This is a genomic window from Agromyces sp. NSFZ (assembly GCF_056156205.1).
This window is the reverse complement of the sequence record NZ_CM149585.1, coordinates 871432-894561: the sequence shown is the minus strand read 5'-3', so window position 1 is coordinate 894561 and position 23130 is coordinate 871432. Positions and strand designations below refer to the sequence as shown.

Here is a 23130-nt window from a genome sequence, read left to right as displayed (position 1 = left end):
GGGCACACGTGATCGAGCCGCTCCGCATGGACCGAGATCCCGGTGTCATCCGGACACCGGACCAGCGGCTGCGCGTGTTCGTCAGCTCGACGCTGAAGGAGTTGGCGCCGGAGCGACGCGCCGCCCGTGGAGCGATCGAGCAACTCGCACTCGCGCCGGTGATGTTCGAGCTCGGTGCCCGACCGCATCCGCCTCGATCGCTCTACCGGGCCTACCTCGAACAGAGCGACATCTTCGTCGGCATCTACTGGAAGGAGTACGGCTGGGTTGCCCCCGGTGAGCAGGTTTCAGGACTCGAAGACGAATGGAACCTCGCTCCTGGCATCCCGAAGCTCGTCTACATCAAGGAGAGCCCGCACCGGCAGGACCGCCTGGGTGCGCTCCTCGCCCGGATCCGCGACGACGACGAGGCATCCTATGTCGCATTCACCGATTCCGACGACCTCGCGCGTCTGCTCACGAACGACCTCGCGACCCTGCTTGCCGAGCGGTTCGAAGCAGCCGACCGGCAGCGACGAGAACCGATGGTCGAGGCGCTGCCCGAGGTCGGCTCCACCGAATTCATCCGGCTGCCTTCGCCGATGACTCGGCTGCTCGACCGCCAGGCCGAACTGGAGGCGACCACTCGCCTCCTCGCCGAAGACGGTGCGAGGCTGATCACGATCACCGGACCGGGAGGCATCGGGAAGAGCCGTCTCGCCGTCGCTGCGGCCCGCGCCGTCGAGACGTCGTTCCCCGACGGCACCGCGTTCGTCGACCTGGCGCCCCTTCAGGATGCCGAGCTGGTGATTCCGGCCATCGCCCACGCACTCGGACTCCGGGACAGCGGCGAAGTCCCGCTTGCCCGGAAGCTGCAGCGCGCCGTGGCCGGTCAGCGCGTCCTCCTGGTCATGGACAACGTCGAGCAGGTCGTCGAGGCGGCACCGCAGATCGGTGTCCTGCTCGCCGGTTCGCAGATGGTCGTCCTTGCGACGAGCCGAGTGCGGCTTCGCGTCAGCGGTGAGCACAGCATCGAGCTCGGCTCACTGCCCCGCGACGCGGCCACCGCACTCTTCCTCGAACGGGCCCAGGAACTCGAGCACGACTTCGAATCGCGTGGTCGCGATTCGGACACGATCTCCTCCATCACGGACGCACTGGACGGCTCCCCGTTGGCGATCGAGCTCGCCGCGGCCCGAACCCAGCTCCTCACGCCCACGGAGATACTCGCGCGGCTCGATCGGGCATTGCCCATGCTCGTCGATGGTCCCCGCGACCTCCCGGCTCGGCAGCAGACCATGCGAGCGGCGATCGAGTGGAGCACCGATCTCCTGAACGACGGCCAACGGGAACTACTGCTGCGCCTCAGCGTCTTCCGGGGTGGATTCGCGTTCGACGCAGCGGAATGGATGACCGAGGGTATCGCCGGCATCGACCCCACCGAGACCCTCGCCGCGCTCGTCGATGGCAGCCTCGTGCAGAAGCGGAATCACGCCGACCATGCGTGGTTCACGATGCTCGCCACGGTCGCCGAGTACGGCCGTGAGCAGCTTGCCGCGAGCGGCGCACTGCTCGACGTCGAGGAACGGCACGCGCGATTCTACGTCCACCTCGCGGCCCGAGCGAGAGGACCCCTGCTGGATCGCCACCAGAGGGAATGGATGTCGCGGCTCGGCGATGAGCGCGACGGACTCCGTACCGCTCTGGCGCACTTCATCGCCACCGAGCAGTGGAACGAGATCGTGGACATCGTGTGGGCGCTCATCTCGTTCTGGTGGATCCGTGGCGAAGTCGGCGAAGTGGAGCGATGGATGAATCGGCTCCTGGAACCCGATGTCGAACTCACCGGTAAGGCGAGGACGATCGCCGTGTTCTTGTCCAATGCCATCGCGTTCCAGCGGATGCCCGATCCGAGCTTCATCGAGATCTTCTCGGGCTGCGTCACGCGCTTCAGAGACGAAGGTGATCCCCTCGGAGAGAGCGCGGCGCTCGCGTCGCTGGCCAGCTCCCGACTCCTCCAGGCGCATCCCGACTTCGAGGGGGCCGAGCAGGACATCGAACGCAGCCTTCACCTGATGGAACAGGCCGATGCTCCCTTCGTCCGCTTCACCATCGGACTGCTCGCCGGCCAGATGCAGCTCATGCGCGGAAGCACCGCTGACGCAGTCCACGTCTTCGAAGACACCCTGGCGTCGGCGCGACACGACGACGACAAGATGACCGAGTCGGGCGCGCTGAACTACCTCGGCTGGACTCGATTGATGTCGGGTGATCTCGACGGTGCACGCGCGAACTTCGCCGAGACGCTGCTCCTCAGCACCGAGACGGGCAGCGAATGGGGGGCAGCGTACGGCCTGGAAGGGCTTTCGGCCGTCGCGGCGAGTGCTGGCGACCTGGCATTCGCGGGCCGCTTGTTCGGTGCGGCGGAGAACATCCGAGAGCGCAAGGGCATGTTCGCGGTGGCGACGTCATCGTTCTACCGGCCGATCCTCGAACGCGTCCGAGCAGGTCCGGGTACCGAACAATTCGAGGCGGCGCAGAGTGCCGGGCGGGACGCCGAACTGTCCGACATCGTGGCCGAAGCGCTCGCCTGATCGCCCTGCGTCACGCGGGACCTTCGCCCCTGACGGCCGCCTGCGCACGCAGAACGATTGGAAGGGCAGCGACCCGCCTGCAATGGACCGAGGAGGACCCGATGTCCACCGTGCTCATCGCCTACGGAACGACCGAAGGGCAGACGGCGAAGATCGCCGAGGTGATCGCCGAGGTGCTGCGCGAGAAGGGGCACGTGGCCGACCCGGTCGACGTGAAGACCTTGGGCGAAGCCCTCCCCGGCGACCACGATGCCGCGATCATCGGCGCTTCGATCCACATGGGCAAGCACGACAAGCATGTCGTCGAACTCGTCCAGAAGAACCTCGACGCCCTCACCAGCGTGCCTTCGGCGTTCTTCTCGGTCAGCCTCGCCGCCTACGGCGACACCCAGGAGGCCGAAGGCTACCTCGAGCAGTTCGAGGAGGAGACGGGCTGGCACCCCGATAAGGTCGCGCTGTTCGGCGGCGCACTGCTGTACACCGAGTACGGCTTCATCAAGCGGCATCTCATGAAGAAGATCGCCGCGGACAAGCCCGGCCACCTCGGCCTCGACCTGTCTCGCGACTACGTGTACACGGAATGGGACGCCGTGAAGCGGTTCGCCGAGCACTTCGCCGACGGGCTCGTGTCCACCTCGGCCTGACCGTGGCAACCCGGGCCGACGAGCGCGGACCATCATCCAGTGGGATTCTGACTCGCACCGAGGAACCGATCCAGCACCGGCATGAGCAGCGTCGGCCTCATGGTCGGCGTCGCATGCTGCGCGCCGGGAACGACCTGGTGCTCCGCGCCGATGAGGGAAGCGAGCGCCTCGCCTCCGCTCCGCATGAACGGCTCCCCCTTGCCGCCGACGAGCACGAGTGCCGGCGCGTCCAGCGCCGCCCATCGAGTGGTCGTGAGCGGCACGCCGTCCTGCAGCCCCGCGCAGATCCGCACGTCGTAGACCGTCGTCGGCGCCATCGCCACCATCGATCGCCAGATGGGGACCATGAGCTTCATCGCGGCAACCATGAGCCGCGGCACGCCGAGGGCGACGGTGTTGAACTCGGTCACCGCCTGGGCATTCCGGCCCTCGCTCACCAGGGCGGAGAGGCGGTCGGCGAGGTCGCGCGGCACCGGCGTGCGCCGGTCGTCGACGATCAGCGGCGGCTCGTATGCGGCGACGCGCGAGACCTTCGTCGGCAGCGCGGCCGCGGCGTCGAGGGCCAACACCGCGCCGGACGAGGCGCCGAAGACGACGGCGGTTCCACCGTGGGCGTCGATGAGCGCCTCGATGTCGTCCACCTCGCGAGCGATCGCCCAGTCGCCCGCGTCGGTGCTCGCGCCTCGTCCACGCCGGTCGAAGTTCACGACGGTGTGCGATTCCGCGAGGTGCGCCGCGAGCCGGCGATGGTCGGTTCGGTCCGCGAGTGCCGGCGCGACGAGCACGATCACTGGGCCGGCGCCCGAGCGCTCGTATGCGATCGTGGTGCCGTCGGCCGAGACGACCGATCCCTCGGAACGTGCACTCTCGACACCCGTCCTGGTCCTCATGGTGGGCTCCGTCCTGGTTGGGTCCGACCTCACGCGTCCGCCGCCGCGGCGAGCGCGCCGTCGAGTCGATCGAGGGCCTCGGTGAATCCCTCGACCATGCCGATCGCCTCGGCCGCCTCGAGTTGCTCGGCGGCGGCGAAGGCGACCGTGATCGTGACCGACGTGCGGCCCGCGTGGCGACCGAGGTGCACCACCGTGGGCATCTCGCTGCCCTCGATCACCGAGCCCGACGCATCCGTCGTCGCATCGTCGAATTCGAGTCGGCGCGGAGGGTCGACCGTGCGATACACCGCGCGCCCCCAGTGCTCGTCGTCGAGTTCGTGCTCGCTGTCGGGGCGCATCCGATATCGCCAGACTCCCCCCGGTCGAACGTCGAGCTCGAAGATGTCGACGATCCAGCCGTGCGGCCCCCACCACCGGCGAAGGTGCACCGCTTCCGTCCAGCAGCGCCACACCAGTTCGGCGGATGCCGCGTAGTCGCGTTCGATGATGAGCCGGCGGCCCTCGAAATCCTTGGTGACCCTCGCCGTCGTCACGATTGGCCCTCCCGGACCGTGGGCTCCTGCGTCGTGGACTCCTTCGCCTCGAGTTCCGACAAGTAGGCGTCGAGTTGATCGGTGCGGGTCTCCCAGATCCGGGCGAACGTGTCGAGCCACGCCTCCAGCGACCGGAACGGTGCCGGCAGCAGGTGGTAGACGCGCGACTGCGCCTGGCGATCGGCGCGCACCAGACCCGCTTCGGCGAGGATCCGGAGATGCCGAGAGGTCTGCGGCTGGAGCAGAGACAGGCGCTCGGCGATCTCACCGACCGGTCGCCCGCCCTCTCGGAGGAGCTCGACGATGCGAAGCCGATTCGGCTCCGCGAGCGCGGTGAGCACCTCGAGGTCGAGCACGGGGGCGGCGCTCATCGCGGCCGCCCCACGGCGGTGATGGTTCCGGCGATGGGGCCCTCGGATGCCGCGGCAGCCGCCTCCCGGTCGGCGCCCGCGCGACGCCGCAGCCAGAGCGCGCCCGCCCCCACCCCGGCCACCCAGAGCGCGTCGATGACGAGGAGGAACCGGCCCTGCCAGCCGACCGGGACGTCGGGGCCGAGCTGCCCGGTCTCCGACACGAGCACGCCCAGGCTCACCGTGAGGAGGAGGGTGGCCCCGACCGTGAACACCGCGCCGAGGATCAGCGGCCATCGCAACCGACGCCAATCGGGGCTGTTGCGCGGGAGGGAGATCGCCAGGATGACGGCCGCGATCGGCAGTCCGTCGAACAGCACGGGCCCGATCGAATGGAGGGTGCCGGTGAGGGTGACCTCGTCGGGGGGCGTGACCGCGGGGTCGCCCGAGAACACGGCGGCGACGAGGCATCCGACCGCGGCGAGGAGCAGGGCGATGAGGCCGATTCGGCCGGGCCAGGTCGTGACCTGCGCGGCGAGCGCGAGGGCGAGCCCGGCGCACGCGGCACCCAGCGTCAGGAAGGCGATGGTCATGACCCAGCCCGCCGGACCGAGCGCGAGCTCGCTCGGCGGTTGCCACGAGGGATCGACCCCCGGTTGCACGAGGTGCGCGATGACGAAGAGCACGACGAACCCGACGCCGCCGAGGACGGCCACTCGAGCCGGCGCGCGGCGAATGCGGAGCGTCGATGGAGCGTTGCGTGTGGTCATATCACGAGAATACACCTGTGTGTATATACACGCAAGTAGATATTGAGTTACGCCCAGCCGAGTTCGCGGAGCCGGCCGTCGTCGAGCCCGAAGTAGTGCCCGATCTCGTGCACGAGCGTGATGCGCACCCGCGCGCGCAGCGCGTCGACGTCGGCGCTGTGCTCCTGGAGGTTGTTCTTGTAGAGCGTGATGCGGTCGGGAAGCTCCCCGAAGCCGTACACCCCGCGTGTGGTCAGCGGACGCCCCCGGTACTGCCCGAACAGCCGCGGCCGCTCCCCCGCCGGCTGATTCTCGACGACGATGCCGACGTTCTCCAGTCCACGCACCATGTCATCGGGAAGCGCATCGAACACCTCGCCGACCAAGCGCTCGAACTCGTCGTCGGACAGGTCGACCATGTCCCCATTGTGCGCGCTCGCGCGGGCGATCGAGGTATCCGGCCCGCCGCTCGCCGGGGCGCCCGAGCCGCCCGGAGGCGAGCGCGCTCCCTCTCGTGGCGGCACAGTTTTGTCGAATGCACCGCGAAATTCGTGGGTGCGCTCCCATCCGCCTATTGACGCGGGAGTCGAAGAGGGCATACGGTGTCTCCCGACCGCGTGGGTGCGCTCCCATGGCTTGCATGGGAGCGCACCCACGGCCCCCCGAAACGCACACAAGGGAGTGATCGTGAACTCATCACGAAGCAGGATCGCCGCATCCATCGCCGGTGTCGCAGCACTGGCCCTGATCACCACGGGCTGTTCAGCCGGCGGGGGCGGCGGGGGTGATGAGAAGATCACGCTCTCCATCACGACGTTCGGCACGATGGGCGTCGACGCCAACTACGAGAAGTACATGGAGGAGAACCCCAACATCGTCATCGAGGCGACGAACCTCGAGGGCGGCGGCGCGGCGCGTGACGACGCCTACGCGAAGATCGCGGCCGGCACCGGCCTCAGCGACATCGTCGCGATCGAAGAAGGGTGGCTCGGCACGATCTTCGAGGTCTCCGACTCGTTCGTCGACCTGCGCGACTACGGCATCGAAGACGTCAAGGACGACTGGCTCGAGTGGAAGTACGACCAGGGCACCGGCCCCGACGGCAAGGTCATCGGAGCCGGTCTCGACATCGGGCCGCAGGGCATCTGCTACCGCGGCGACCTGTTCGAGGCCGCGGGCCTGCCGAGCGAGCGCTCGGAGGTCGCCGCCTACCTCGGTGGAGAGGATGCCACGTGGGATCGCTTCTTCGAGGTCGGCAAGGAGTACGTCGACAACACCGGCAAGGCGTTCTGGCACAGCCCGCGATTCTTCTGGAACTCGTTCGTGAACCAGCAGGAGGAGGGCTACTACAAGAAGGACGGCGAGACCCTCAACATCGAGGACAACGCCGCGCTGAAGGCGCACCACGCGAAGATCGTCGAGGCCGAGTTGGCCGGCCTCGGTGCCGGACTGCCCGGCTGGGAGGTCGGACCCGAAGCCAAGGCCGGTGACTTCGCCGTCTACATGTGCCCGAGCTGGATGCTCGGCATCGTGCAGGGCTACTACGACGAGGGAACCACCGACAGCGGCTGGGACTTCGCCGACGTCCTCCCCGGAGGCGCCGCGAACTGGGGCGGCGCGTTCCTCGGCGTCGCCGAGTCGTCCGAGCACAAGGAGGAGGCGGCGAAGCTCGCCCTCTGGCTCGCGGCACCCGAGCAGCAGGCGGCCGCGTTCGAGGTGGCCGGCCCCTTCCCGAGCACGCTCGAAGGCCAGGAGCTCGTCGCCGACAGCACGAACGCCTTCTTCAACGACGCCCCCGTCGGTGAGATCTTCGCCGCCCGGGCCGAAGGCGTCATCGCGCAGGTCAAGGGCCCCGAGGACTCCAACATCCAGGACAACGTGTTCGGGCCGGTCTTCGACCGCGTGAGCCAGGGCGAGATCACGGATGCCGAGACGGCATGGGATGAGGCCATGAAGCTGCTCGACCAGCTCGTCGGCTAGTCCATCCGGGTGGCCCGACGCGCGTCGTCGGGCCACCCGCCACCCTGTTCGTCGCATCACGCATCGCATCGTCTCGCGGATTGGCTCAACGATGACCAGCACAACACTGGGCCGACGGGCCCGCTCGGACCTGACCTTCCGGCAGAAGGTCAGTCGGTTCGACCACACCTTCTCCCCGTACCTCTACGTCGCGCCGTTCTTCATCCTGTTCGCCGCGATCGGCGTCTTCCCGATCGTGTACACGATGAACGTCTCCCTCTACGACTGGCACCTGCTCAAGGGTCAGGGCGACTTCGTCGGACTCGAGAACTACGTCTCGGTGCTGTCGGACCCGTTCTTCTGGAACGCCTTCGGCAACACGGTGAGCATCTTCCTGCTCTCGGCGATCCCGCAGCTCGTCATCGCCACGGCGATCGCAGCGCTGCTCGACCAGGCGATCCGCGGAAGGACCTTCTGGCGGATGAGCATCCTGCTCCCGTACATCGTGGCGCCGGTCGCGGTCACCGTGATCTTCCTCCAGATCTTCAACCAGTTCCACGGCCCGATCGCCGGGCTCCTCGAACTGTTCGGGCTCGATCCGATCCGCTGGGCGTTCGACGTGCTGCCGTCGCACATCGCCATCGCCACCATGGTGAACTGGCGCTGGACCGGGTACAACGCACTGCTCATCCTCGCCGCCATGCAGGCCGTTCCCCGCGACGTGTACGAATCGGCCGCGCTCGACGGCGCGAACAAGCTCCGCCGCTTCTGGTCCATCACGATCCCGATGATCCGGCCGACGCTCATCTTCGTCGTCATCACCGCCACCATCGGCGGCCTGCAGATCTTCACGGAGCCGAAGCTCTTCGACAGCCGCACGAACGGCGGCGGCGATCGCCAGTTCCAGACGATCGTGCTCTACCTCTACGAGCTCGCCTTCCCCAGGCGCGACTTCGGCCAGGCCTCGGCGACCGCATGGATCCTGTTCGTCATCATCGTGCTCGTGGGGCTGATCAGCTTCGCCATCACGCGTGCCATCCGCACCGCCGACGTGAAGCCGGCTCGGAGGCGCGTCGCCTCGGCCGGCGCACCGGTCGCCTCGGTCGGCGAACCGGTCGCCTCGGTCGGCGCCCAGCAGGGAGAATCATGACCGCCACGCTCACGTCACCGAAATCGCCCGGATCCTCGACGTCGCCATCCGCCGAAGACCGCCGGATCGTCGACGCGGAACGCCGGGCCGGTCGCAAGCGCGCCTACGAGCGACCCGGGGTGCTGACGTATGCGCTCCTCGCCGCGTTCTTCCTCGGTTCGGCGTTCCCGCTGTGGTGGTCCTTCGTCATCGCCAGCCGCCAGTCGTCGGACACGAACCTCGTGCCGCCCGCCGTGCTGCCCGGCCCTGACTTCCTCGCCAACACGGCCAAGGTGTTCGACACGGTTCCGTTCCTCCAGGGACTGCTGAACAGCATCATCATATCGGGGGCCATCAGCGTCTCCGTCGTCTTCTTCTCCACGCTCGCCGGCTACTCGTTCGCCAAGCTGCGCTTCCGCGGTCGGAACGGGCTCCTCGTGACGGTGATCGCCACCATGGCGATTCCGACGCAGCTCGGCATCATCCCGCTGTTCATGCTGATGGCGGAATGGCACTGGGTCGGCACCCTGCAGGCGGTCATCGTGCCCGGCATGGTCACGGCGTTCGGTGTCTTCTTCATGCGCCAGTACCTCGTCGACGTGATTCCCGACGAGCTCATCGAGGCCGCCCGCGTGGATGGCGCCAGCATGTGGGGCACCTTCCGGCACGTCGCGCTTCCCGCGGCACGACCCGCGATGGCCGTGCTCGGGCTGTTCACCTTCATGGCCGCGTGGACCGACTACCTCTGGCCGCTCCTCGTGCTCAGCCCTCGGAATCCGAGCGTGCAGACGGCGCTCGCCTCCCTGAGCGCCGCCGGCGGACAGAACCCCGACAACGCGATGGTGCTCGCGGGCGCCGTGCTGTCGGTCATCCCCCTCCTCATCCTCTTCATCGTCGCGGGCAGGCAGCTCGTGGCCGGAATCATGCAAGGCGCAGTGAAAGGCTGAAAATGACCATCGAGACTCCGACACGCACCAGGGACAGCCCCGACTACCGGGATTCGGGACTCGAGTTCCCGGCCGGATTCCTCATCGGCTCCGCCACGGCGTCGTACCAGATCGAGGGCGCGGCCACCGCCGACGGTCGAGGTCCGTCGATCTGGGACACGTTCAGCGCCACGCCCGGCAAGATCGTCAACGGCGATACGGGCGCCGTCGCCGACGACCACTACCACCGTCTCGCCGAGGACCTCGACCTCATGGCCGAACTCGGGCTCGAGGCGTACCGCTTCTCGATCGCCTGGCCGCGCATCCAGCCACTCGGATCGGGCGCGGTGAACGAGGCCGGCCTCGACTTCTACCGCCGGCTCGTCGACGGGCTCATCGCCCGCGGCATCCGCCCCATCGCGACGCTGTACCACTGGGACCTCCCCCAGGCGCTCGAAGACGCGGGCGGGTGGACCAACCGCGAGACCGCCTACCGCTTCGCCGAGTACACGCGGCACGTGGCGGAGGCGCTCGGCGACCGCGTTCCCGTGTGGACGACGCTGAACGAACCGTGGTGCAGCGCCTTCCTGGGGTACGGGTCGGGCGCACACGCGCCGGGGCGCACCGACGGCGACGCAGCGCTCCGCGCGATGCATCATCTCAACCTCGCACACGGCCTCGCGGTGCAGGTCCTTCGCGAGGTCGCTCCCGAGGCCGAGGTGTCGGTCACGCTGAACTTCCACGTCGTCCGTGGCGAGGGCGAGACGGGACCCGAGGCCGTTCGCCGCATCGATGCGCTGGCGAACCGTGCCTTCACCGAGCCGATGCTGAACGGCGGATACCCCGCCGATCTGGTCGAGGACACGGCCTCCGTCACGGACTGGTCGTTCGTCCTCCCCGGGGACGCCGAGATCATCCGGCAACCGCTCGACTTCCTCGGGGTCAACTACTACTCGACGACGCGCGTACGCATGTGGGACGGGGTGTCACCTCGCGAACGGTCCGACGGCCACAAGGCCGCGCCAGGGTGGGCCTGGCCCGGCAGCGAGCACGTCGAGTTCCTGCGTCAGGAGGGGCCGTACACCGCGATGGGCTGGAACATCGCGCCCGACGGCTTCGAGGACCTGCTCCTCTCGCTCCACCGTCAGTTCCCCGGCCTGCCGCTCATGATCACCGAGAACGGGGCGGCGTTCGACGACGAGCCGGTCGGCGAGCGGGTGATCGACGAGCAGCGCATCGACTACCTGCGGCGGCACTTCACCGCCGCCCATCGTGCGATGCGGCAAGGTGTCGACCTGCGCGGATACCTCGTCTGGTCGCTGCTCGACAACTTCGAGTGGGGGTACGGATTCAGCAAGCGGTTCGGCATCGTGCACGTCGACTACGACACGCAGAAGCGCACCGTGAAAGACAGCGGGCGATGGCTGGCGTCGCTCATCACGACCCGCGCGATCCCCGGATGAAGCGCCGATTCGTTTTGACATACGGTGATGCTGTGAAGTTGCGGATGCGGACGATGCATGCGATGCGGACGATGCATCCGCTGCATCCGAAGCGGGGAACCAGCGGGGCCACCCGATGGGTGGCAGGAGACGAGACGTGACGACAGAAGCGCCCCACCCCGGGACGACCGTGAGCCCGACCCTCGAAGGCGTCGCGGAACTGGCCGGCGTGTCCAGTTCGACGGTGTCGCGAGTCATCAACGGTTCACCCCGGGTCACGGAGGAGACCGTTGCCCGGGTCAACGACGCGATCGCGCGGCTCGGGTACGTGCCGAATCGGGCCGCCCGCAGTCTCGTTCGGCGGCGGACGCAGACGATCGCGATGGTCATCCCCGAACGCACGGCCGAGTTCTTCGCCGACCCGTACTTCGCCGAGGTCATCCAGGGAGCGGCGATGCACGCGTCGTCCACCGACTACTCGCTGACGCTGCTGATCGAGTCGGAGAGCGATCCCGAGAAGACGCATCAGTTCCTTCGCCGGGGGAACGTCGACGGCGCGCTCATCCTGTCGCATTTCAGCGCGTCGTCGGCGTACCTGGAGCTGTCCCGTTCGCTTCCGGTGGTGTTCGGCGTGCGCCCCTCCGGAGACATGGACGCGGAGATCCACATGGTGGACGTCGACAACGTGGCGGCCGCTGCGCTCGCGACCCAGCACCTCATCGACCGGGGCCGCACCCGCATCGCGACGATCTCGGGTCCGTTGAACACCTCGGCCGGGCGCGAGCGGCTCGAGGGCTGGCGCGCGACCATCGACGCCGCCGGGCTGGCGCCGGGCGAGTGCGAGGAGGGCGACTACACTCCGACCGGCGGGGCGGCGGCCACGGTGCGGCTCCTCGACGGCGCGACGCCCTTCGACGCCGTCTTCATCGCTTCGGCGCAGATGGCCGCGGGGGCGCTGGTGGTGCTCAAGGAGCGGGGACTGCGGGTGCCGGAGGACATCGCCATCGCCACCCTCGACAACAACGTGTTCACGACCAACAGCAACCCGCAGCTCACCACCGTCGACCTGCACACCGCCGAGAAGGGGGCGGCCATGGTGGAGCAGCTCGTGCGGCTGATCGAGGGGCGAACGATCGACCCGGTCACTCTCGTTCCGATCGAGCTCGTCCAGCGCGAGTCCAGCTGACGACGACGGCGCCCGACGGTCGCGGCTCGGTCGAGGCATCCGTCGTCAGGAGGTCTGCGCCACGATCGCCTGCGCGACCGGCCGGCGCGGGCGCGGTCGGTCAGCCGCCGAGACCGCCGGCCGCGAACACGGCCGGCACGGTGCCCCCGTCGACGAGGAGGTCGGTGCCGGTGATGAAGCTCGCCTGCTGCGGGTCGAGCAGGAACGCCGCGGCGGCCGCGATGTCATCGGGGGTGCCGAGACGCTGCGCCGCCGACATCGCGATCATCCCGCGCATCTGCTGACCGGCCTCGCCCGCCAGCTCTTCTGCGCCCATCGGCGTCGAGATGATACCCGGGCTGATCGAGTTGATGCGCGCGCCGCGTTCGCCCCACGCGCCCGCCGCCCGCGCCACGCGAAGCTGGTTCGCGCGCTTGGCGTAGCTGTAGGCCGCGCCGGGGTTCGGCACGGCCCCGGCGGCCAGGAAGGGAAGGTCGAGCAGCTGGTCGGTCGGCGTCGCGGTGAGCGCGCCCTGCAGCTCGGCGGGCAGCGACGGCGCCGCCAGGTGGCCGGCCATGCTCGCGATCACGACGCCCGACCCACCGGGCGCGATCACGCGCTGGAACTCGTCGAGCACGTACGCCACACCGAGGAGGTCGACGTGCAGGATCGCCTCGATCGGCGCCTGCACGGGAGAGAGCCCGGCGGTGTGGGCGACGTGCGTCACGCGACCGAGCGCGGCGGCGGCGTTCGCGAGCTTCGCGACCGATGCGTGATCGGAGACATCCACGCGCTCGGCGGTGACGTCGTGCCCTTCGACCCGCAGCTGCGACGCGGCGGCCTCGAGGGTCGACTCGTTGAAGTCGGCGAGCAGCACTGCTCGACCGCTGCCGACGCGGCGGGCGATCGCCAGCCCCATTCCGCCCACTCCGATGACGACGACGACGTCCTTCTGCATTCCGACCTCCATGTCGAACTCGCCCGTTGAATTCCGAGACTCCTCGTAGCGTAAATCATGTGCGCGCTGCCTACAATCGACGAGTGGAGAACCGCAAGCGGGGGCGGCCGCGCAGCGGCGAGGCCGATCGGGCCATCCTCGAGGCGACCCGCGACCTGCTGCTCGCCGTGGGCTACGAGCAGCTCACGATGCAGGCGATCGCGGTGCGCGCCGGTGTCGCGAAGCAGACGGTGTACCGGCGCTGGCCGTCGAAGGCCCGCCTCGTCGCCGACGCCGTGCTGGGCGGATACCTGTCGGTGGCGTTCGCCGGGCGAGTGGATGCCGCTGGCTCGCCGTCTGCGCCCGGCAGCCTCCGGGCGTGGCTGCACGCGGCCGCGCTCGGGCTGTCGGATGCCACGAACCTCACGATCGTGCGCGCGCTCGCCGCGGCAGCGGCCGGGAGCGACGAGGACGCCGCCCGGCTCTACGCGGCGATCACCGAGCCGGGCCGGCAGCAACTCCTCGAACTGCTGCACGAGGGCGTCGCGCGCGGTGAGCTGCGCCCCGATGCTGACCTCGGGGCGGCGGCCGATGCGCTGCAGGGTGCCGTGCTCTACACGGCGCTCGCCCGGCGCCCGCCGCAGGTGGAGCACCTCGACTCACTCGCCGACGTCCTGCTGGGCGGACTCGCGGTGCCGTGATTCCCCAGGAGCGGCCAGGGTCGATCCGTCCCGATGAGAGGTGCTGGACGCACCTCGACGGAGAATCTCGCGCCCACTGTCGGATTGCGCCCATGCTGTTCGTAGCAGGGATGACGGGTCGCCCGGGGCATCCGGGAATCTCGAAGAAGGGACCATCGTGAAGCTGATCACCAACACCCAGATCACCGTCGACGGCGTCATGCAGGCGAACGGCGGCAACAACCCCGAGTTCGACCCCGGGTTCGAGCGAGGCGGATGGGCACTGCCGCTCGGCGACGACGAGTCGATCGCCTACATCGGCGACTTCTACCGACGCGCCGATGCTTTCCTGTTCGGCCGGCGCACCTACGAACTCTTCGCCGGGTACTGGGGCGTGCAAGACGACGCCGACAACCCGTTCGTCAGCTCACTGAACTCGCGTCCGAAGTTCGTCGCGTCGAACACGATCACGGACCCCGAGTGGGCGGGCACGACCGTGCTCTCAGGAGACCTCGAGGCCGCCATCCGGGAGCTGAAGGCACGGCCGGGCGGCGAGCTGCAGGTGCACGGCAGCGGCCGGCTCATCCGCTGGCTGCTCGAACACGAGCTCGTCGACGAGATGACGCTCATCGTCTTCCCGGTGATCGTCGGCGGCGGAACGCGCCTGTTCCCCCACGAGGGAACGGATTTCGCCCTCGACCTCCTGGAATCGCGCCGGTTCCCCACCGGCATCCTCGCTCAGACCTACCGACCGACCGGGCGCCCGCAGTACGCGCGGTGACGGAGCGGGGCCGAGGCTCATAGGCTGGGGTCGTGCCCCGACTCCACGCAGAGCCCGACCGATCGAAGTGGGTGCCGGTCACCGACTCCTTCGGATTCCGCGGTCGCCGCCACCGCAAGGCGGCGATCCGGATGCTGCTGTCGCAGGCGAGGGGCCCCGCCGCGACATCGTCAGGTGCGAGCGCCGGCATCAGTGCGTGGGCGGTCAGTCAGGCCGTTCCGTTCCTGATGCGGAAGGCCGCCGGCCGGGTGCTCGCGTGGGTCTGGAAGGCCGAGCCGGAGCTGCTGGTCGTGATGGCCCAGGTGCAGGCCGCGACGCCGCAGCTGCGGGTCGCCCGCGCATCGATGCCGATCGAGTACAACGACACCGAGGAGTTCCGCGGCACCTACCTCGGCGTCGGCGAGAAGCTCGTCATGCCGCTTCCGGCGGACGATCGACCGCCGTTCGCCACGTACACGTGGGATCTCGGCTCGCACTTCGTGAGCGTGACGGCCGTGTGCAGTGATCGCGAGCGGTTCGGCACGGTGGTCGGCGCCGTCGACGAGCTCGCCCGCGGCATCCGCATCGTGGACGACCTCACGGTCGGCGAGTCGGCGCCCGTGCTGCGGATCGATCCGGCCTGATCGGAGGAACGATGACCGAGGTACTGCTCTTCCACCACGCGTTGGGACTCACCGAGGGCGTGCACGCGTTCGCCGACGAACTGCGTCAGGCCGGCCACACGGTGCACACGCCCGACCTCTTCGATGGACGCACCTTCGGCTCGATCGAGGCAGGCGTCGAACATGCGAACGACGTGGGCTGGGGCGAGATCATCGCGCGCGCCGAGCGCGCGGCCGAGCCACTGCCCGCAGAACTCGTCTACGGCGGCTTCTCGCTCGGGGTCGTTCCCGCGCAGAAGCTCGCCCAGACCCGCCCGCGGGCGAGGGGCGCGCTGTTCCTGTATTCCTGCCTCCCCGTCTCGGAGTTCGGCGGGTGGCCGGCCGTGGTTCCGGCGCAGATCCATGGGATGGACGCCGATCCGATCTTCATGGACGAAGGCGATGTGGACGCCGCGCGTGAACTCGTCGAGTCCGCCGACGACGCTGAACTGTTCCTCTACCCCGGGGACCAGCACTACTTCGCCGACTCCAGCCTGCCGAGCTACGACGCCGACGCGACGAGGCTGCTCATGCAGCGCGTGCTCGACTTCCTCGCCCGGGTCGGCTGACACCGCGGATCAGCTCGGGTCGACGCTCACAGTTCGACGCTGCTGAGCACCTCGGTCGCGGCGATCTTCAGCACGCCGCCCTCGTCGACCAGCCGGTACGCCGTGACCTCCTGCACCACGCTTCCGTCGGTGAACGTATAGGTCAGCGTCGCCTGCGCGGCGTCGGGCGGCGATGCCTGCACGTCCGCGATCCGGACCTGCGCCACCGCACCCCAGAACTCGCCGTAGGCGTCGCGACCGCCCACGTGGTTCGCCTGGTAGTCGGCGGTCATCAGCGGCCACGCGGCGTCGAGATCCCCCGGCAGCATGGCGTAGTACGACGTGAGCGAGTCGACGATCCGCTGCTCGGCGCTCGGAGGCGGGGCAGGCGGCGGCTCCGCGTCGGCCGAAGGCGTCGGCTCTCCCGGCGTGGCTTCGGGTTCGGATGTCGCGGGGGGCGTGGTCGCAGCATCCGGCGTCCGGGTCGCGGTCGGTGTCTCGCGAGCCTCGGGTTCGCCCGCACTTCCTGAGCCCTGCCCGAGCAGGCCGAAGAGGAACGCGCCACCGCCGAGCAGCAGGAGGCCCGCCAGGATCAGGACGCCGATCATCGCCGCAACGCGGCCCCGGCGATTCTGCGGCGGCTCGGTCGGTCCTGGCGGCTCGGCCGGCGCGACGGGCGGGGGCGGCGACGCGCCGCGATGGCCCACCGGACGTGCGGGCGGCGGAGGTGTCGGCCGGTTCCTCGCGGGCGCGACCACGGCGTCGAAGGCGGCGATTCCGGTCAGCAGCTCGGTCTCGGCGGTCTCGGCTTCCCCAGGCACGGATGCCGCGGTCGCGGGGCCCGCGGGCACGGATGCCGCGGTCGCGGGTTCCTCGAGGCGCTTCGTCGGCGCCGTCGGCTCCTCCAGTCGCTCGGTCTCGGCGGTCGCGTCGGCGGCGGCGGTCGCGACGGTGCCGGTCGCGGCCCCGGTGAGCGGCGCCGTGGCGGAACCGGATGCCGCGGCGGCATCCGCCTCCCCGGAGAGCACCGCCAGTCGGGTGGCGACCGTTTTCATGCTCGGCCGGCGCCTGGGGTCGGCCGACAGCATCTCGTCGAGCAGGGGTGCCAACGGGCCGGCATGTTCCGGCTCGGCGTGGCCGCCGCGGGCGACCTTGTGCAGCAGTGCGAGCGCGTTGTCGTCGGCGCCGAACGGCGGCGCGCCCTCGAGCATCGCGTACATCGTCGATCCGAGCGAGAAGACGTCGGAGGCGAAGCTCGTCGGTTGTCCGCGCGCCACCTCCGGCGCGAGGTACGCGGGCGTGCCGTGCATCATGCCCGTGGCGGTGATCGTCGTGTCGCCGAGCGCGTGCGAGATGCCGAAGTCGCTGATCAGCGCCGAACCGTCTTCGGCGATGAGGATGTTGCCCGGCTTGACGTCGCGGTGCACGATGCGCAACTTGTGCGCCGCAGCGAGGGCGGAGCTCACCTGCGCGCTGATCCGTGCCGTCCGCTCGGGGGTCAGCGTGCCATGCTCGCGCAGCAGCACCGACAGCGGCGTCGACTCGATGAGCTGCATGACGAGGCAGGGCTGCCCCTCGTGCTCCACGACGTCGAACACGGTGACGGCGTGCGGATGGTGCAGGCCCGCCGTGATGCGCGCCTCCCGCATCGCCCGAGTCGTCGCGACCTCGCGATCCCGGTCGGTGAGCTCGGGTTGCGTGCGCAGCAACTTGACTGCGACCGGACGCTCGAGGCGCTCGTCCCACGCCTGCCAGACGACGCCCATTCCACCGGTGCCGAGCAGCTTGACCAGCCGGTACCGGTCGGCGATGCGGGTGGACGGACTACTCAACGAGCGCACTCCTTCGAAGTCGACCCTCGACGCTAACCCGGACTCGCCCAGCGCCTCAGGGGCTTGCGGGAGTGGGCCGGGAATGCAAGCAGCGACGTGGTTCCCCGGGACTCACGCCCGCGGCAGCGACGACTCGACCCAGGCGCGCAGCTGCGCCGCCGGCACCGCGCCGATCTGACGCGACACCTCGACCCCGTCGCGGTAGAGCAACAGTGTCGGGATCGCCGTCACGCCGTGGCGACGCGAGACGACGGGCGACCGGTCGGCGTCGACCTTCACGACCTTGAGGCGTCCGGCAAGCTCGCGCGAGAGCTGTTCGACGACCGGCGCGATCGCCCGGCACGGCCCGCACCAGACGGCCCAGATGTCGACGAGCACGAGCATTCGGCTCGCGACGGCGTCGTCGAAGGTCGTGTCACCGGCCTCGACCAGCCATGGAAGGGCGGCGTGGCAGTCGGAGCAGCGGATCCGGCCGCGACCGCTGAACGGCACGCGGTTGCGCGTGCCGCACGAAGGGCACGCCACGATCTTCGACGGGTGAGGGCTCGTCATACTCCACAGGGTACGACGCGAGCGTTCACCGGACGCCGCGGCGGGCGTAGCATCGCCGCATGCCGCGCAATCCCGACATTCCCGACGCGTTCGACGTCTACACGGTGGTGGTGCCGCGGCGGCCTGCCGATGCGCCGGAGTTGCCCGACGCCGAGCTCGAGGCGCTCCAGGCACGCCACCTGGCCTACCGGGCCGAACTCGCCCGGCGGGGAACGATCGTTGCGAACGGCCCGTTCGACAACCAGAGCGACCCCTCCGCTCGCGGCATGTCGATCTTCGCCTGCGACCCCGCCGAGGCCGCGCGGTTGTCGGACGCCGACCCGTCCGTCATCGCCGGGCGCCTCGCTTATGACGTGATGGAGTGGTGGGTCGGCGCCGGCTCGCTCGCGTTCCCGCTCGCCGTCGGGCCGGTCGGCGACCGGCGCTCGATGCCCGACGACTGAGACGCGGGCTCCCGGTCATTCGGGTTGGTTTCCCTCGTCGCCGTTGATCGTGAACGGCGTGGTGACGCCCTCGTACATGAGGTGTGCGATGAGTCCGTCGGCGGCGTGCGGCAGGGTGTGGCAGTGGTCGCTCCAGATTCCGGGATTGTCGGCGACGAACGCGATGTCGTACGACTCGCCGGGGTGCACGTCGAGCGAGTCGACGATCCAGGGACTCCCGGATGCCGCGACCCCGTCCCGTGAGAGCACCACGACGTGGTGGCCGTGCAGGTGCATGGGGTGCACCTCACCGGAGTCGTTCACGATCCGCATGACGACGGTGTCGCCCTCGCGCACGTCGAACATGGGCACGTCGGGGAACATGCGGCCGTTGATGGTCCAGAAGTTCCCGGGCCGGCCGTCGATGATCCCGGGCCGGCGGCCGATCACGTAGTCGTACTCTCGGTCTGGCGACGAGGCGTCGAAGTCGAGCGGTGCGGGGGTGCCGTAGGCGAGCAGGTCGAGCGTCTCCGCCGGCTGCGGCGCCGGAGGGACGGATGCCTCGGGGTCGCCGATGATCACGCTGCGGGCGCCGCCGACCTGGAGCCGGACCGCCCCGCCGTCGTTCGGCGCGCGCACCGCGACATCCGCCCGACCGCCGGCCGGGATGAGCAGGCGCTGCCCCTCGACGTCGGACGGCTCGTGCACGTCGCGTCCGTCGATCGCGACGACCCGGTACGGGGCCTCGGACCAGACCGCGGCGGTGCCCTGGTCGGTGTTGATGACGCGCACCCGGACGATCGAACCGGGTTCGGCGGGCGTCTGCTCGTCGGCGACCCGGCCGTTGAGCGTGTGCTGCCCGCCGTAGACGTGCAGCAACGCGGTGACCTCGACGTCGGGCGCGGCATCCGACGATGCGGTGGCTGCCTCGGTGGGCTCGATCACGATCGCGCCGAGCAGGCCGCCGACGACCTGCTCGTGCGAGACCTGATGCGAGTGGTACCAGTACGTGCCCGCGTCCTCCGCGACGAACCGGTAGACGTGCCGCCCGCCGACGGGCACCGCGTCCTGCGTGATCCCGGCGACGCCGTCCGCCGCGTTCGGCACATCCACCCCGTGCCAGTGCAGCGTCGCCCCATCGGCCACCGACTCGTTCACCAGCACCACCTCGACCAGGTCGCCCTGCCTCGCACGCAACTCCGGACCCGGGGAGGTGCCGTTCACGGTGAACCCGTCCACCGCGCGCCCACCGGGCACGTCGATCGTCTCCTGCCGGGCCACGAGCTCGAACCGGACATCCGCCGCACGATCCGGATCGGCGACGAGCGACCTCACGTCGACCGCGCCGGCCGCGGGCGCGGAGCCGGAACCGTGGCCACCGTGGCCGCCCGACGCTGCATCGCCGCCCGCACCCATGTCCATGACCGAGTACTCGCCGAGCAACGTCGAGCTCCACGCGAGCGCGCCACCACCGAGCGCGACCGTGACCGCCACGGCGACGGCAGCGCGGCGGACGACCTCACGCCGTGACGGCACCGGAGCTCGCTCCCTCGGAGGTGATCCGCGAATCGGCGCCTGCGCGGGCGTCCGGAGCCCGACGCGTCCGCCGAGCAGCGATGGACGCCGTGGCGACGACCGCGATCGCGTTGGCGCCATGGATCAGCCCGAGGAACGGCAGGTCGCTGATCGAGAAGGCGACGGCCACCTGCAGCACCACCGTGCCGAGCACGACGGCCGCCCACGTCCGCGCACCCCGTACCTTGACGAAGAACGAGACGATGAGCAGCGCCATGGCGGCGAGCGGCATGACCGTGCCGCCCACGATCGCGTGCAGCGAGAATCCGACCTCGCCCGACCCGGTTCCGTTGCCCTCCACCACGGCCTGGTCGACCACGCCGCCGCCCTGGATGAAGCTGAGCATGCCACCGAACCCGAACGCGATCGAAGCGGCCTGCACGGCGACCCCGGCCACCAGGATCCACGCGAGGACCCCGTAGAACTTGCGCATCATGTGCTCCATTCGTTGCTGACGTGCGACCCACTCTCGCGATGGGCGAGTGCGACGTCATCGGAGCAGCGACGTATCCGCCTACGTCAGCGGACGTAGGCGAGGTCGACGGGGAGCTCAGTACGTCTGGGCGACGATGGCCTGCGCGACCGCCGGGGCCCCGTCGCCGTCGATGCGATACAGCGTGCCGCCGAGGCTCAGGTACACGGTCGACCCCTTGCCGGTGCCGGTGACGAGCGCCTCGGTGCCGTCGGGCGCGTCGGCGAGTTCGAGTGGACTCATCGCGACATCCGCATCGGGTGCGCGGAAGCGATCGAAGAGCGGCGAGAGGCCTCGCGCCGTGGTGATCGTGAGCCGGATGCGCTGCGTCCCGTCGTCGGCCTCGAGTTCGCACGTGAACGCGCGCGCCGCCGAACCCACCGCATCCCTGAAACCCGTCGGGGCCTCGGTGGTGGGGTCCCATGCCGTGTACTCGACGTCCCAGCCGGGAGGCAGCTGCAACGCGGCGACGATGCCCTGCTCGTCGAGTCCGCCGTTGCAGATCGCGTCCGCCTGCCGGAGCTCGAGGGCCGGCCAGTCGAGCCGGTCGGGCGTCGCCTGCTGGAGCGTCGTGAACGCCGCGTCGGCCACCTCGGCCAGGCGGTCGATGATCACGTCGGCCCCCAGCCCGGCGAAACGGCCGCCGGTCGAGGTCAGCGCGGCCGCGCTGATGCTCGCGACCACCCAGCTGTCGCCGACCGGTGCCGAGATCGACCACCCGGGGTCGCCACCCGCGACGGATGCATGGACGCCCGCGATCTCCCGGGTGTCGTCCGACGGCGCGTCACCGAGCTGGATCGGCACCCATTGTGCGGCAGCCCCGGGCAGCACGTCGACGCGCAGGTAGGCCCAGTCGCTCGGCGCGTTGTACTCCGGCATGCCGGAGCCGACGCGCCACGAGCAGGGCAGGCCACCCGCACCCTCGAGCAGCACGGCGTCGAAGACATCGAGGCGATTCGATGCGACGTCCGGTTCGACGGGCACGCCGTCGGCACCCTCGAGCGCCGCGGCCACGAGGTCGACGGGCACGAGGTCGCCGCACGTGAGCGGCCCCGATGCCACGGGGGTGGGCGTCGGTGACTCGGTCGGTGTCTGCGTCGGAGCAGGGCCCGGCACGGAGCATCCGGTCAGGGCGACCAGGGCGAGGGCGGCCGTGACGACGGCGGCGGAGTTCGTGCGCACGGCACGAACCTATCCCGTCGGGGGTCGCCGTGGCGTCATCTCGCTCGAACCGGGATCTGCTGCGGCGCACTCCCGACCGCGCGGCGCGCCGCTCCGGGTGTCATGCCGTGGTGCCGCTTGAAGGCGCGGCTGAACGCGGCCTCGGAGGAGTAGCCGACGCGTGCCGAGATCGCCCCGATCGGGTCATCCGTTCGCGCGAGCTGGGCTCGGGCCTGCTCGAGCCGCCATGCCGCGAGGTACCGCATGGGCGGCTCGCCGACGAGGGCCGTGAAGCGCTCCGCGAACGCCGAGCGCGAGAGGTTCGCCACGCCGGCGAGTTTCACGAGGGTCCATTCGTCGTCGGGATGCGCGTGCATCCGGCCGAGGGCACGGCCGACCTGCGGGTCGCGGAGAGCAGCGAGCCATCCGGTCGTGGCATCGCTGCCCCGCAACCAGCGGCGGATCATCTGGATGACGAGCACGTCGGCCAGGCTGGTCATCACCGCCTCGCCGCCGGGCTGCACCGCCTCGGCCTCGCGAGCGAGCAACCGCAGCACCGTGCCGAACGCGCTCGCCTCGCCGTCGTCCCAGGCGTCGACGCGGATCACCTCGGGAAGCTCGGCGATCAGGCGGGCGGTGAGAGGGGCGTCGACCCGCATGGCCGCGTAGGCGATCTGCGCCGGCTCACCGCCGCCGCCGAAGCGCATGTGCTCGAAGGTGTCGCTCAGTTGCTCGGCGGGAATGTCGAACAACGGCGTGGATGCGGCATCCGACGTGCTCAGCAGTCGATGACGGATGCCGCGAGTGATGAGGGCTGCGCTGCCCGCCTCGAGCGGGTACCGGTCGTCGCCGACCTCGAGGATGCACCGGCCGGAGAGGACGACCGGAAGCATCATGTAGCCGTCGAGCTCGGGGAACCCCACGCCCCACGGCGCGGTCATCTCGGCGCGGCAGTACAGGGCGCCCGTGAAGCGCAGCAGGTGCAGTCCGTCGCCGAACTGCACGCCGTCGACGAGGTCGGCACCAGCCGTTGCCATGCGCGGATTGACCATGCGTCCACGGTCTCATGCCGAGATGCCGGACATCCCGGGATCTGGACGAACGGCATAGAAACGTGAACGTGTGGCGATTGTTCATCCACCGAAGCCGCGCGAGGGTGGACGCAC

Annotated in this window: 24 protein-coding genes; 12 read left to right on the top strand and 12 right to left on the bottom strand. The window is 69.9% G+C overall.

Going from position 1 to position 23130, the window contains the following annotated elements:
• Positions 1–8: 8 nt before the first annotated feature.
• Both ACVFI9_RS04305 and ACVFI9_RS04300 read left to right on the top strand, forming a co-directional pair.
• Positions 9–2573 carry a DUF4062 domain-containing protein gene (locus ACVFI9_RS04305; protein WP_474764810.1) on the top strand — a complete coding sequence of 855 codons (2565 nt, stop codon included), beginning with the start codon at positions 9–11 and terminating at the stop codon, positions 2571–2573.
• A 101-nt stretch (positions 2574–2674) separates the two neighbouring features.
• Entirely contained in the window at positions 2675–3217 is a 543-nt protein-coding gene (locus tag ACVFI9_RS04300; protein ID WP_474764809.1) for a flavodoxin domain-containing protein, read from the top strand.
• Between the two features lie 32 nt (positions 3218–3249).
• Here ACVFI9_RS04300 and ACVFI9_RS04295 read toward each other — a convergent pair whose 3' ends face one another.
• The 5 genes from ACVFI9_RS04295 to ACVFI9_RS04275 are packed head-to-tail and all read right to left on the bottom strand — an operon-like array spanning position 3250 to position 6161.
• Positions 3250–4107, bottom strand: a complete 858-nt coding sequence (locus ACVFI9_RS04295; RefSeq protein ID WP_474764808.1) for an alpha/beta fold hydrolase — start codon at positions 4105–4107, stop codon at positions 3250–3252.
• Between the two features lie 29 nt (positions 4108–4136).
• A complete protein-coding gene (locus ACVFI9_RS04290) occupies positions 4137–4643 on the bottom strand; it encodes an SRPBCC family protein (RefSeq protein ID WP_474764807.1) in 507 nt (168 codons plus the stop codon).
• Positions 4640–5014: an ArsR/SmtB family transcription factor gene (locus ACVFI9_RS04285; RefSeq protein WP_474764806.1), complete on the bottom strand. Its 375-nt coding sequence runs from the start codon at positions 5012–5014 to the stop codon at positions 4640–4642. Before ACVFI9_RS04285 ends, ACVFI9_RS04290 begins: the two co-directional genes overlap by 4 nt.
• Positions 5011–5763 (bottom strand): DUF998 domain-containing protein, encoded by a 753-nt coding sequence (locus ACVFI9_RS04280; protein ID WP_474764805.1) that lies wholly within the window; start codon positions 5761–5763, stop codon positions 5011–5013. The genes ACVFI9_RS04285 and ACVFI9_RS04280 overlap by 4 nt, the downstream gene beginning before the upstream one ends.
• Before the next feature lie 47 nt (positions 5764–5810).
• Positions 5811–6161 (bottom strand): metallopeptidase family protein, encoded by a 351-nt coding sequence (locus ACVFI9_RS04275; protein WP_474764804.1) that lies wholly within the window; start codon positions 6159–6161, stop codon positions 5811–5813.
• Between the two features lie 265 nt (positions 6162–6426).
• On the opposite strand from ACVFI9_RS04275, the gene ACVFI9_RS04270 reads away from it, so the two are divergent.
• From ACVFI9_RS04270 to ACVFI9_RS04250, 5 genes are all read left to right on the top strand, one after another.
• The gene (locus ACVFI9_RS04270) at positions 6427–7722 is read left to right on the top strand and encodes an ABC transporter substrate-binding protein (RefSeq protein ID WP_474766369.1); all 1296 of its coding nucleotides are present in this window, start codon (positions 6427–6429) and stop codon (positions 7720–7722) included.
• 91 nt (positions 7723–7813) lie between these two features.
• Positions 7814–8851 (top strand): carbohydrate ABC transporter permease, encoded by a 1038-nt coding sequence (locus tag ACVFI9_RS04265; protein ID WP_474764803.1) that lies wholly within the window; start codon positions 7814–7816, stop codon positions 8849–8851.
• Positions 8848–9777 carry a carbohydrate ABC transporter permease gene (locus ACVFI9_RS04260; protein WP_474764802.1) on the top strand — a complete coding sequence of 310 codons (930 nt, stop codon included), beginning with the start codon at positions 8848–8850 and terminating at the stop codon, positions 9775–9777. Before ACVFI9_RS04265 ends, ACVFI9_RS04260 begins: the two co-directional genes overlap by 4 nt.
• Before the next feature lie 2 nt (positions 9778–9779).
• The gene (locus ACVFI9_RS04255; protein ID WP_474764801.1) at positions 9780–11219 is read left to right on the top strand and encodes a GH1 family beta-glucosidase; all 1440 of its coding nucleotides are present in this window, start codon (positions 9780–9782) and stop codon (positions 11217–11219) included.
• A gap of 136 nt (positions 11220–11355) precedes the next feature.
• Positions 11356–12384, top strand: coding sequence for a LacI family DNA-binding transcriptional regulator (locus ACVFI9_RS04250; protein ID WP_474764800.1), 1029 nt, complete (start codon positions 11356–11358; stop codon positions 12382–12384).
• Positions 12385–12484: 100 nt separating this feature from the next.
• Here ACVFI9_RS04250 and ACVFI9_RS04245 read toward each other — a convergent pair whose 3' ends face one another.
• On the bottom strand, positions 12485–13321 hold the full coding sequence (locus ACVFI9_RS04245) for an SDR family oxidoreductase (RefSeq protein WP_474764799.1): 837 nt from the start codon (positions 13319–13321) through the stop codon (positions 12485–12487).
• An 83-nt stretch (positions 13322–13404) separates the two neighbouring features.
• Between ACVFI9_RS04245 and ACVFI9_RS04240 the strand changes: the two genes are divergently transcribed.
• From ACVFI9_RS04240 to ACVFI9_RS04225, 4 genes are all read left to right on the top strand, one after another.
• A complete protein-coding gene (locus tag ACVFI9_RS04240) occupies positions 13405–14001 on the top strand; it encodes a TetR/AcrR family transcriptional regulator (RefSeq protein ID WP_474764798.1) in 597 nt (198 codons plus the stop codon).
• A gap of 157 nt (positions 14002–14158) precedes the next feature.
• Entirely contained in the window at positions 14159–14761 is a 603-nt protein-coding gene (locus ACVFI9_RS04235) for a dihydrofolate reductase family protein (protein WP_474764797.1), read from the top strand.
• 32 nt (positions 14762–14793) lie between these two features.
• Positions 14794–15384: a hypothetical protein gene (locus tag ACVFI9_RS04230; protein WP_474764796.1), complete on the top strand. Its 591-nt coding sequence runs from the start codon at positions 14794–14796 to the stop codon at positions 15382–15384.
• Between the two features lie 11 nt (positions 15385–15395).
• The gene (locus tag ACVFI9_RS04225) at positions 15396–15971 is read left to right on the top strand and encodes a dienelactone hydrolase family protein (protein ID WP_474764795.1); all 576 of its coding nucleotides are present in this window, start codon (positions 15396–15398) and stop codon (positions 15969–15971) included.
• Positions 15972–15997: 26 nt separating this feature from the next.
• Here ACVFI9_RS04225 and ACVFI9_RS04220 read toward each other — a convergent pair whose 3' ends face one another.
• Positions 15998–17782 (bottom strand): serine/threonine-protein kinase, encoded by a 1785-nt coding sequence (locus tag ACVFI9_RS04220; RefSeq protein ID WP_474764794.1) that lies wholly within the window; start codon positions 17780–17782, stop codon positions 15998–16000.
• A gap of 111 nt (positions 17783–17893) precedes the next feature.
• Positions 17894–18334: a thioredoxin gene (gene trxA / locus ACVFI9_RS04215; RefSeq protein WP_474764793.1), complete on the bottom strand. Its 441-nt coding sequence runs from the start codon at positions 18332–18334 to the stop codon at positions 17894–17896.
• A gap of 59 nt (positions 18335–18393) precedes the next feature.
• On the opposite strand from trxA, the gene ACVFI9_RS04210 reads away from it, so the two are divergent.
• The gene (locus ACVFI9_RS04210) at positions 18394–18777 is read left to right on the top strand and encodes a YciI family protein (RefSeq protein ID WP_474764792.1); all 384 of its coding nucleotides are present in this window, start codon (positions 18394–18396) and stop codon (positions 18775–18777) included.
• Positions 18778–18792: 15 nt separating this feature from the next.
• Here ACVFI9_RS04210 and ACVFI9_RS04205 read toward each other — a convergent pair whose 3' ends face one another.
• The 4 genes from ACVFI9_RS04205 to ACVFI9_RS04190 form a co-directional block, all read right to left on the bottom strand.
• Positions 18793–20292 carry a multicopper oxidase family protein gene (locus ACVFI9_RS04205; protein WP_474764791.1) on the bottom strand — a complete coding sequence of 500 codons (1500 nt, stop codon included), beginning with the start codon at positions 20290–20292 and terminating at the stop codon, positions 18793–18795.
• Positions 20276–20764: a hypothetical protein gene (locus ACVFI9_RS04200; protein ID WP_474764790.1), complete on the bottom strand. Its 489-nt coding sequence runs from the start codon at positions 20762–20764 to the stop codon at positions 20276–20278. The genes ACVFI9_RS04205 and ACVFI9_RS04200 overlap by 17 nt, the downstream gene beginning before the upstream one ends.
• A gap of 117 nt (positions 20765–20881) precedes the next feature.
• Positions 20882–21985: a hypothetical protein gene (locus ACVFI9_RS04195; RefSeq protein WP_474764789.1), complete on the bottom strand. Its 1104-nt coding sequence runs from the start codon at positions 21983–21985 to the stop codon at positions 20882–20884.
• Between the two features lie 35 nt (positions 21986–22020).
• Entirely contained in the window at positions 22021–23001 is a 981-nt protein-coding gene (locus ACVFI9_RS04190) for an AraC family transcriptional regulator (RefSeq protein WP_474764788.1), read from the bottom strand.
• Positions 23002–23130: the final 129 nt, after the last annotated feature.

Bases quoted from the DNA above. Each gene is read 5' to 3' on its own strand.
- ACVFI9_RS04300 (WP_474764809.1), top strand. From the start codon at position 2,675: ATGTCCACCGTGCTCATCGCCTACGGAACGACCGAAGGGCAGACGGCG.
- ACVFI9_RS04295 (WP_474764808.1), bottom strand. From the start codon at position 4,107: ATGAGGACCAGGACGGGTGTCGAGAGTGCACGTTCCGAGGGATCGGTC.
- ACVFI9_RS04285 (WP_474764806.1), bottom strand. From the start codon at position 5,014: ATGAGCGCCGCCCCCGTGCTCGACCTCGAGGTGCTCACCGCGCTCGCG.
- ACVFI9_RS04280 (WP_474764805.1), bottom strand. From the start codon at position 5,763: ATGACCACACGCAACGCTCCATCGACGCTCCGCATTCGCCGCGCGCCG.
- ACVFI9_RS04275 (WP_474764804.1), bottom strand. From the start codon at position 6,161: ATGGTCGACCTGTCCGACGACGAGTTCGAGCGCTTGGTCGGCGAGGTG.
- ACVFI9_RS04265 (WP_474764803.1), top strand. From the start codon at position 7,814: ATGACCAGCACAACACTGGGCCGACGGGCCCGCTCGGACCTGACCTTC.
- ACVFI9_RS04260 (WP_474764802.1), top strand. From the start codon at position 8,848: ATGACCGCCACGCTCACGTCACCGAAATCGCCCGGATCCTCGACGTCG.
- ACVFI9_RS04255 (WP_474764801.1), top strand. From the start codon at position 9,780: ATGACCATCGAGACTCCGACACGCACCAGGGACAGCCCCGACTACCGG.
- ACVFI9_RS04245 (WP_474764799.1), bottom strand. From the start codon at position 13,321: ATGCAGAAGGACGTCGTCGTCGTCATCGGAGTGGGCGGAATGGGGCTG.
- ACVFI9_RS04225 (WP_474764795.1), top strand. From the start codon at position 15,396: ATGACCGAGGTACTGCTCTTCCACCACGCGTTGGGACTCACCGAGGGC.
- trxA (WP_474764793.1), bottom strand. From the start codon at position 18,334: ATGACGAGCCCTCACCCGTCGAAGATCGTGGCGTGCCCTTCGTGCGGC.
- ACVFI9_RS04210 (WP_474764792.1), top strand. From the start codon at position 18,394: ATGCCGCGCAATCCCGACATTCCCGACGCGTTCGACGTCTACACGGTG.
- ACVFI9_RS04200 (WP_474764790.1), bottom strand. From the start codon at position 20,764: ATGCGCAAGTTCTACGGGGTCCTCGCGTGGATCCTGGTGGCCGGGGTC.
- ACVFI9_RS04190 (WP_474764788.1), bottom strand. From the start codon at position 23,001: ATGGCAACGGCTGGTGCCGACCTCGTCGACGGCGTGCAGTTCGGCGAC.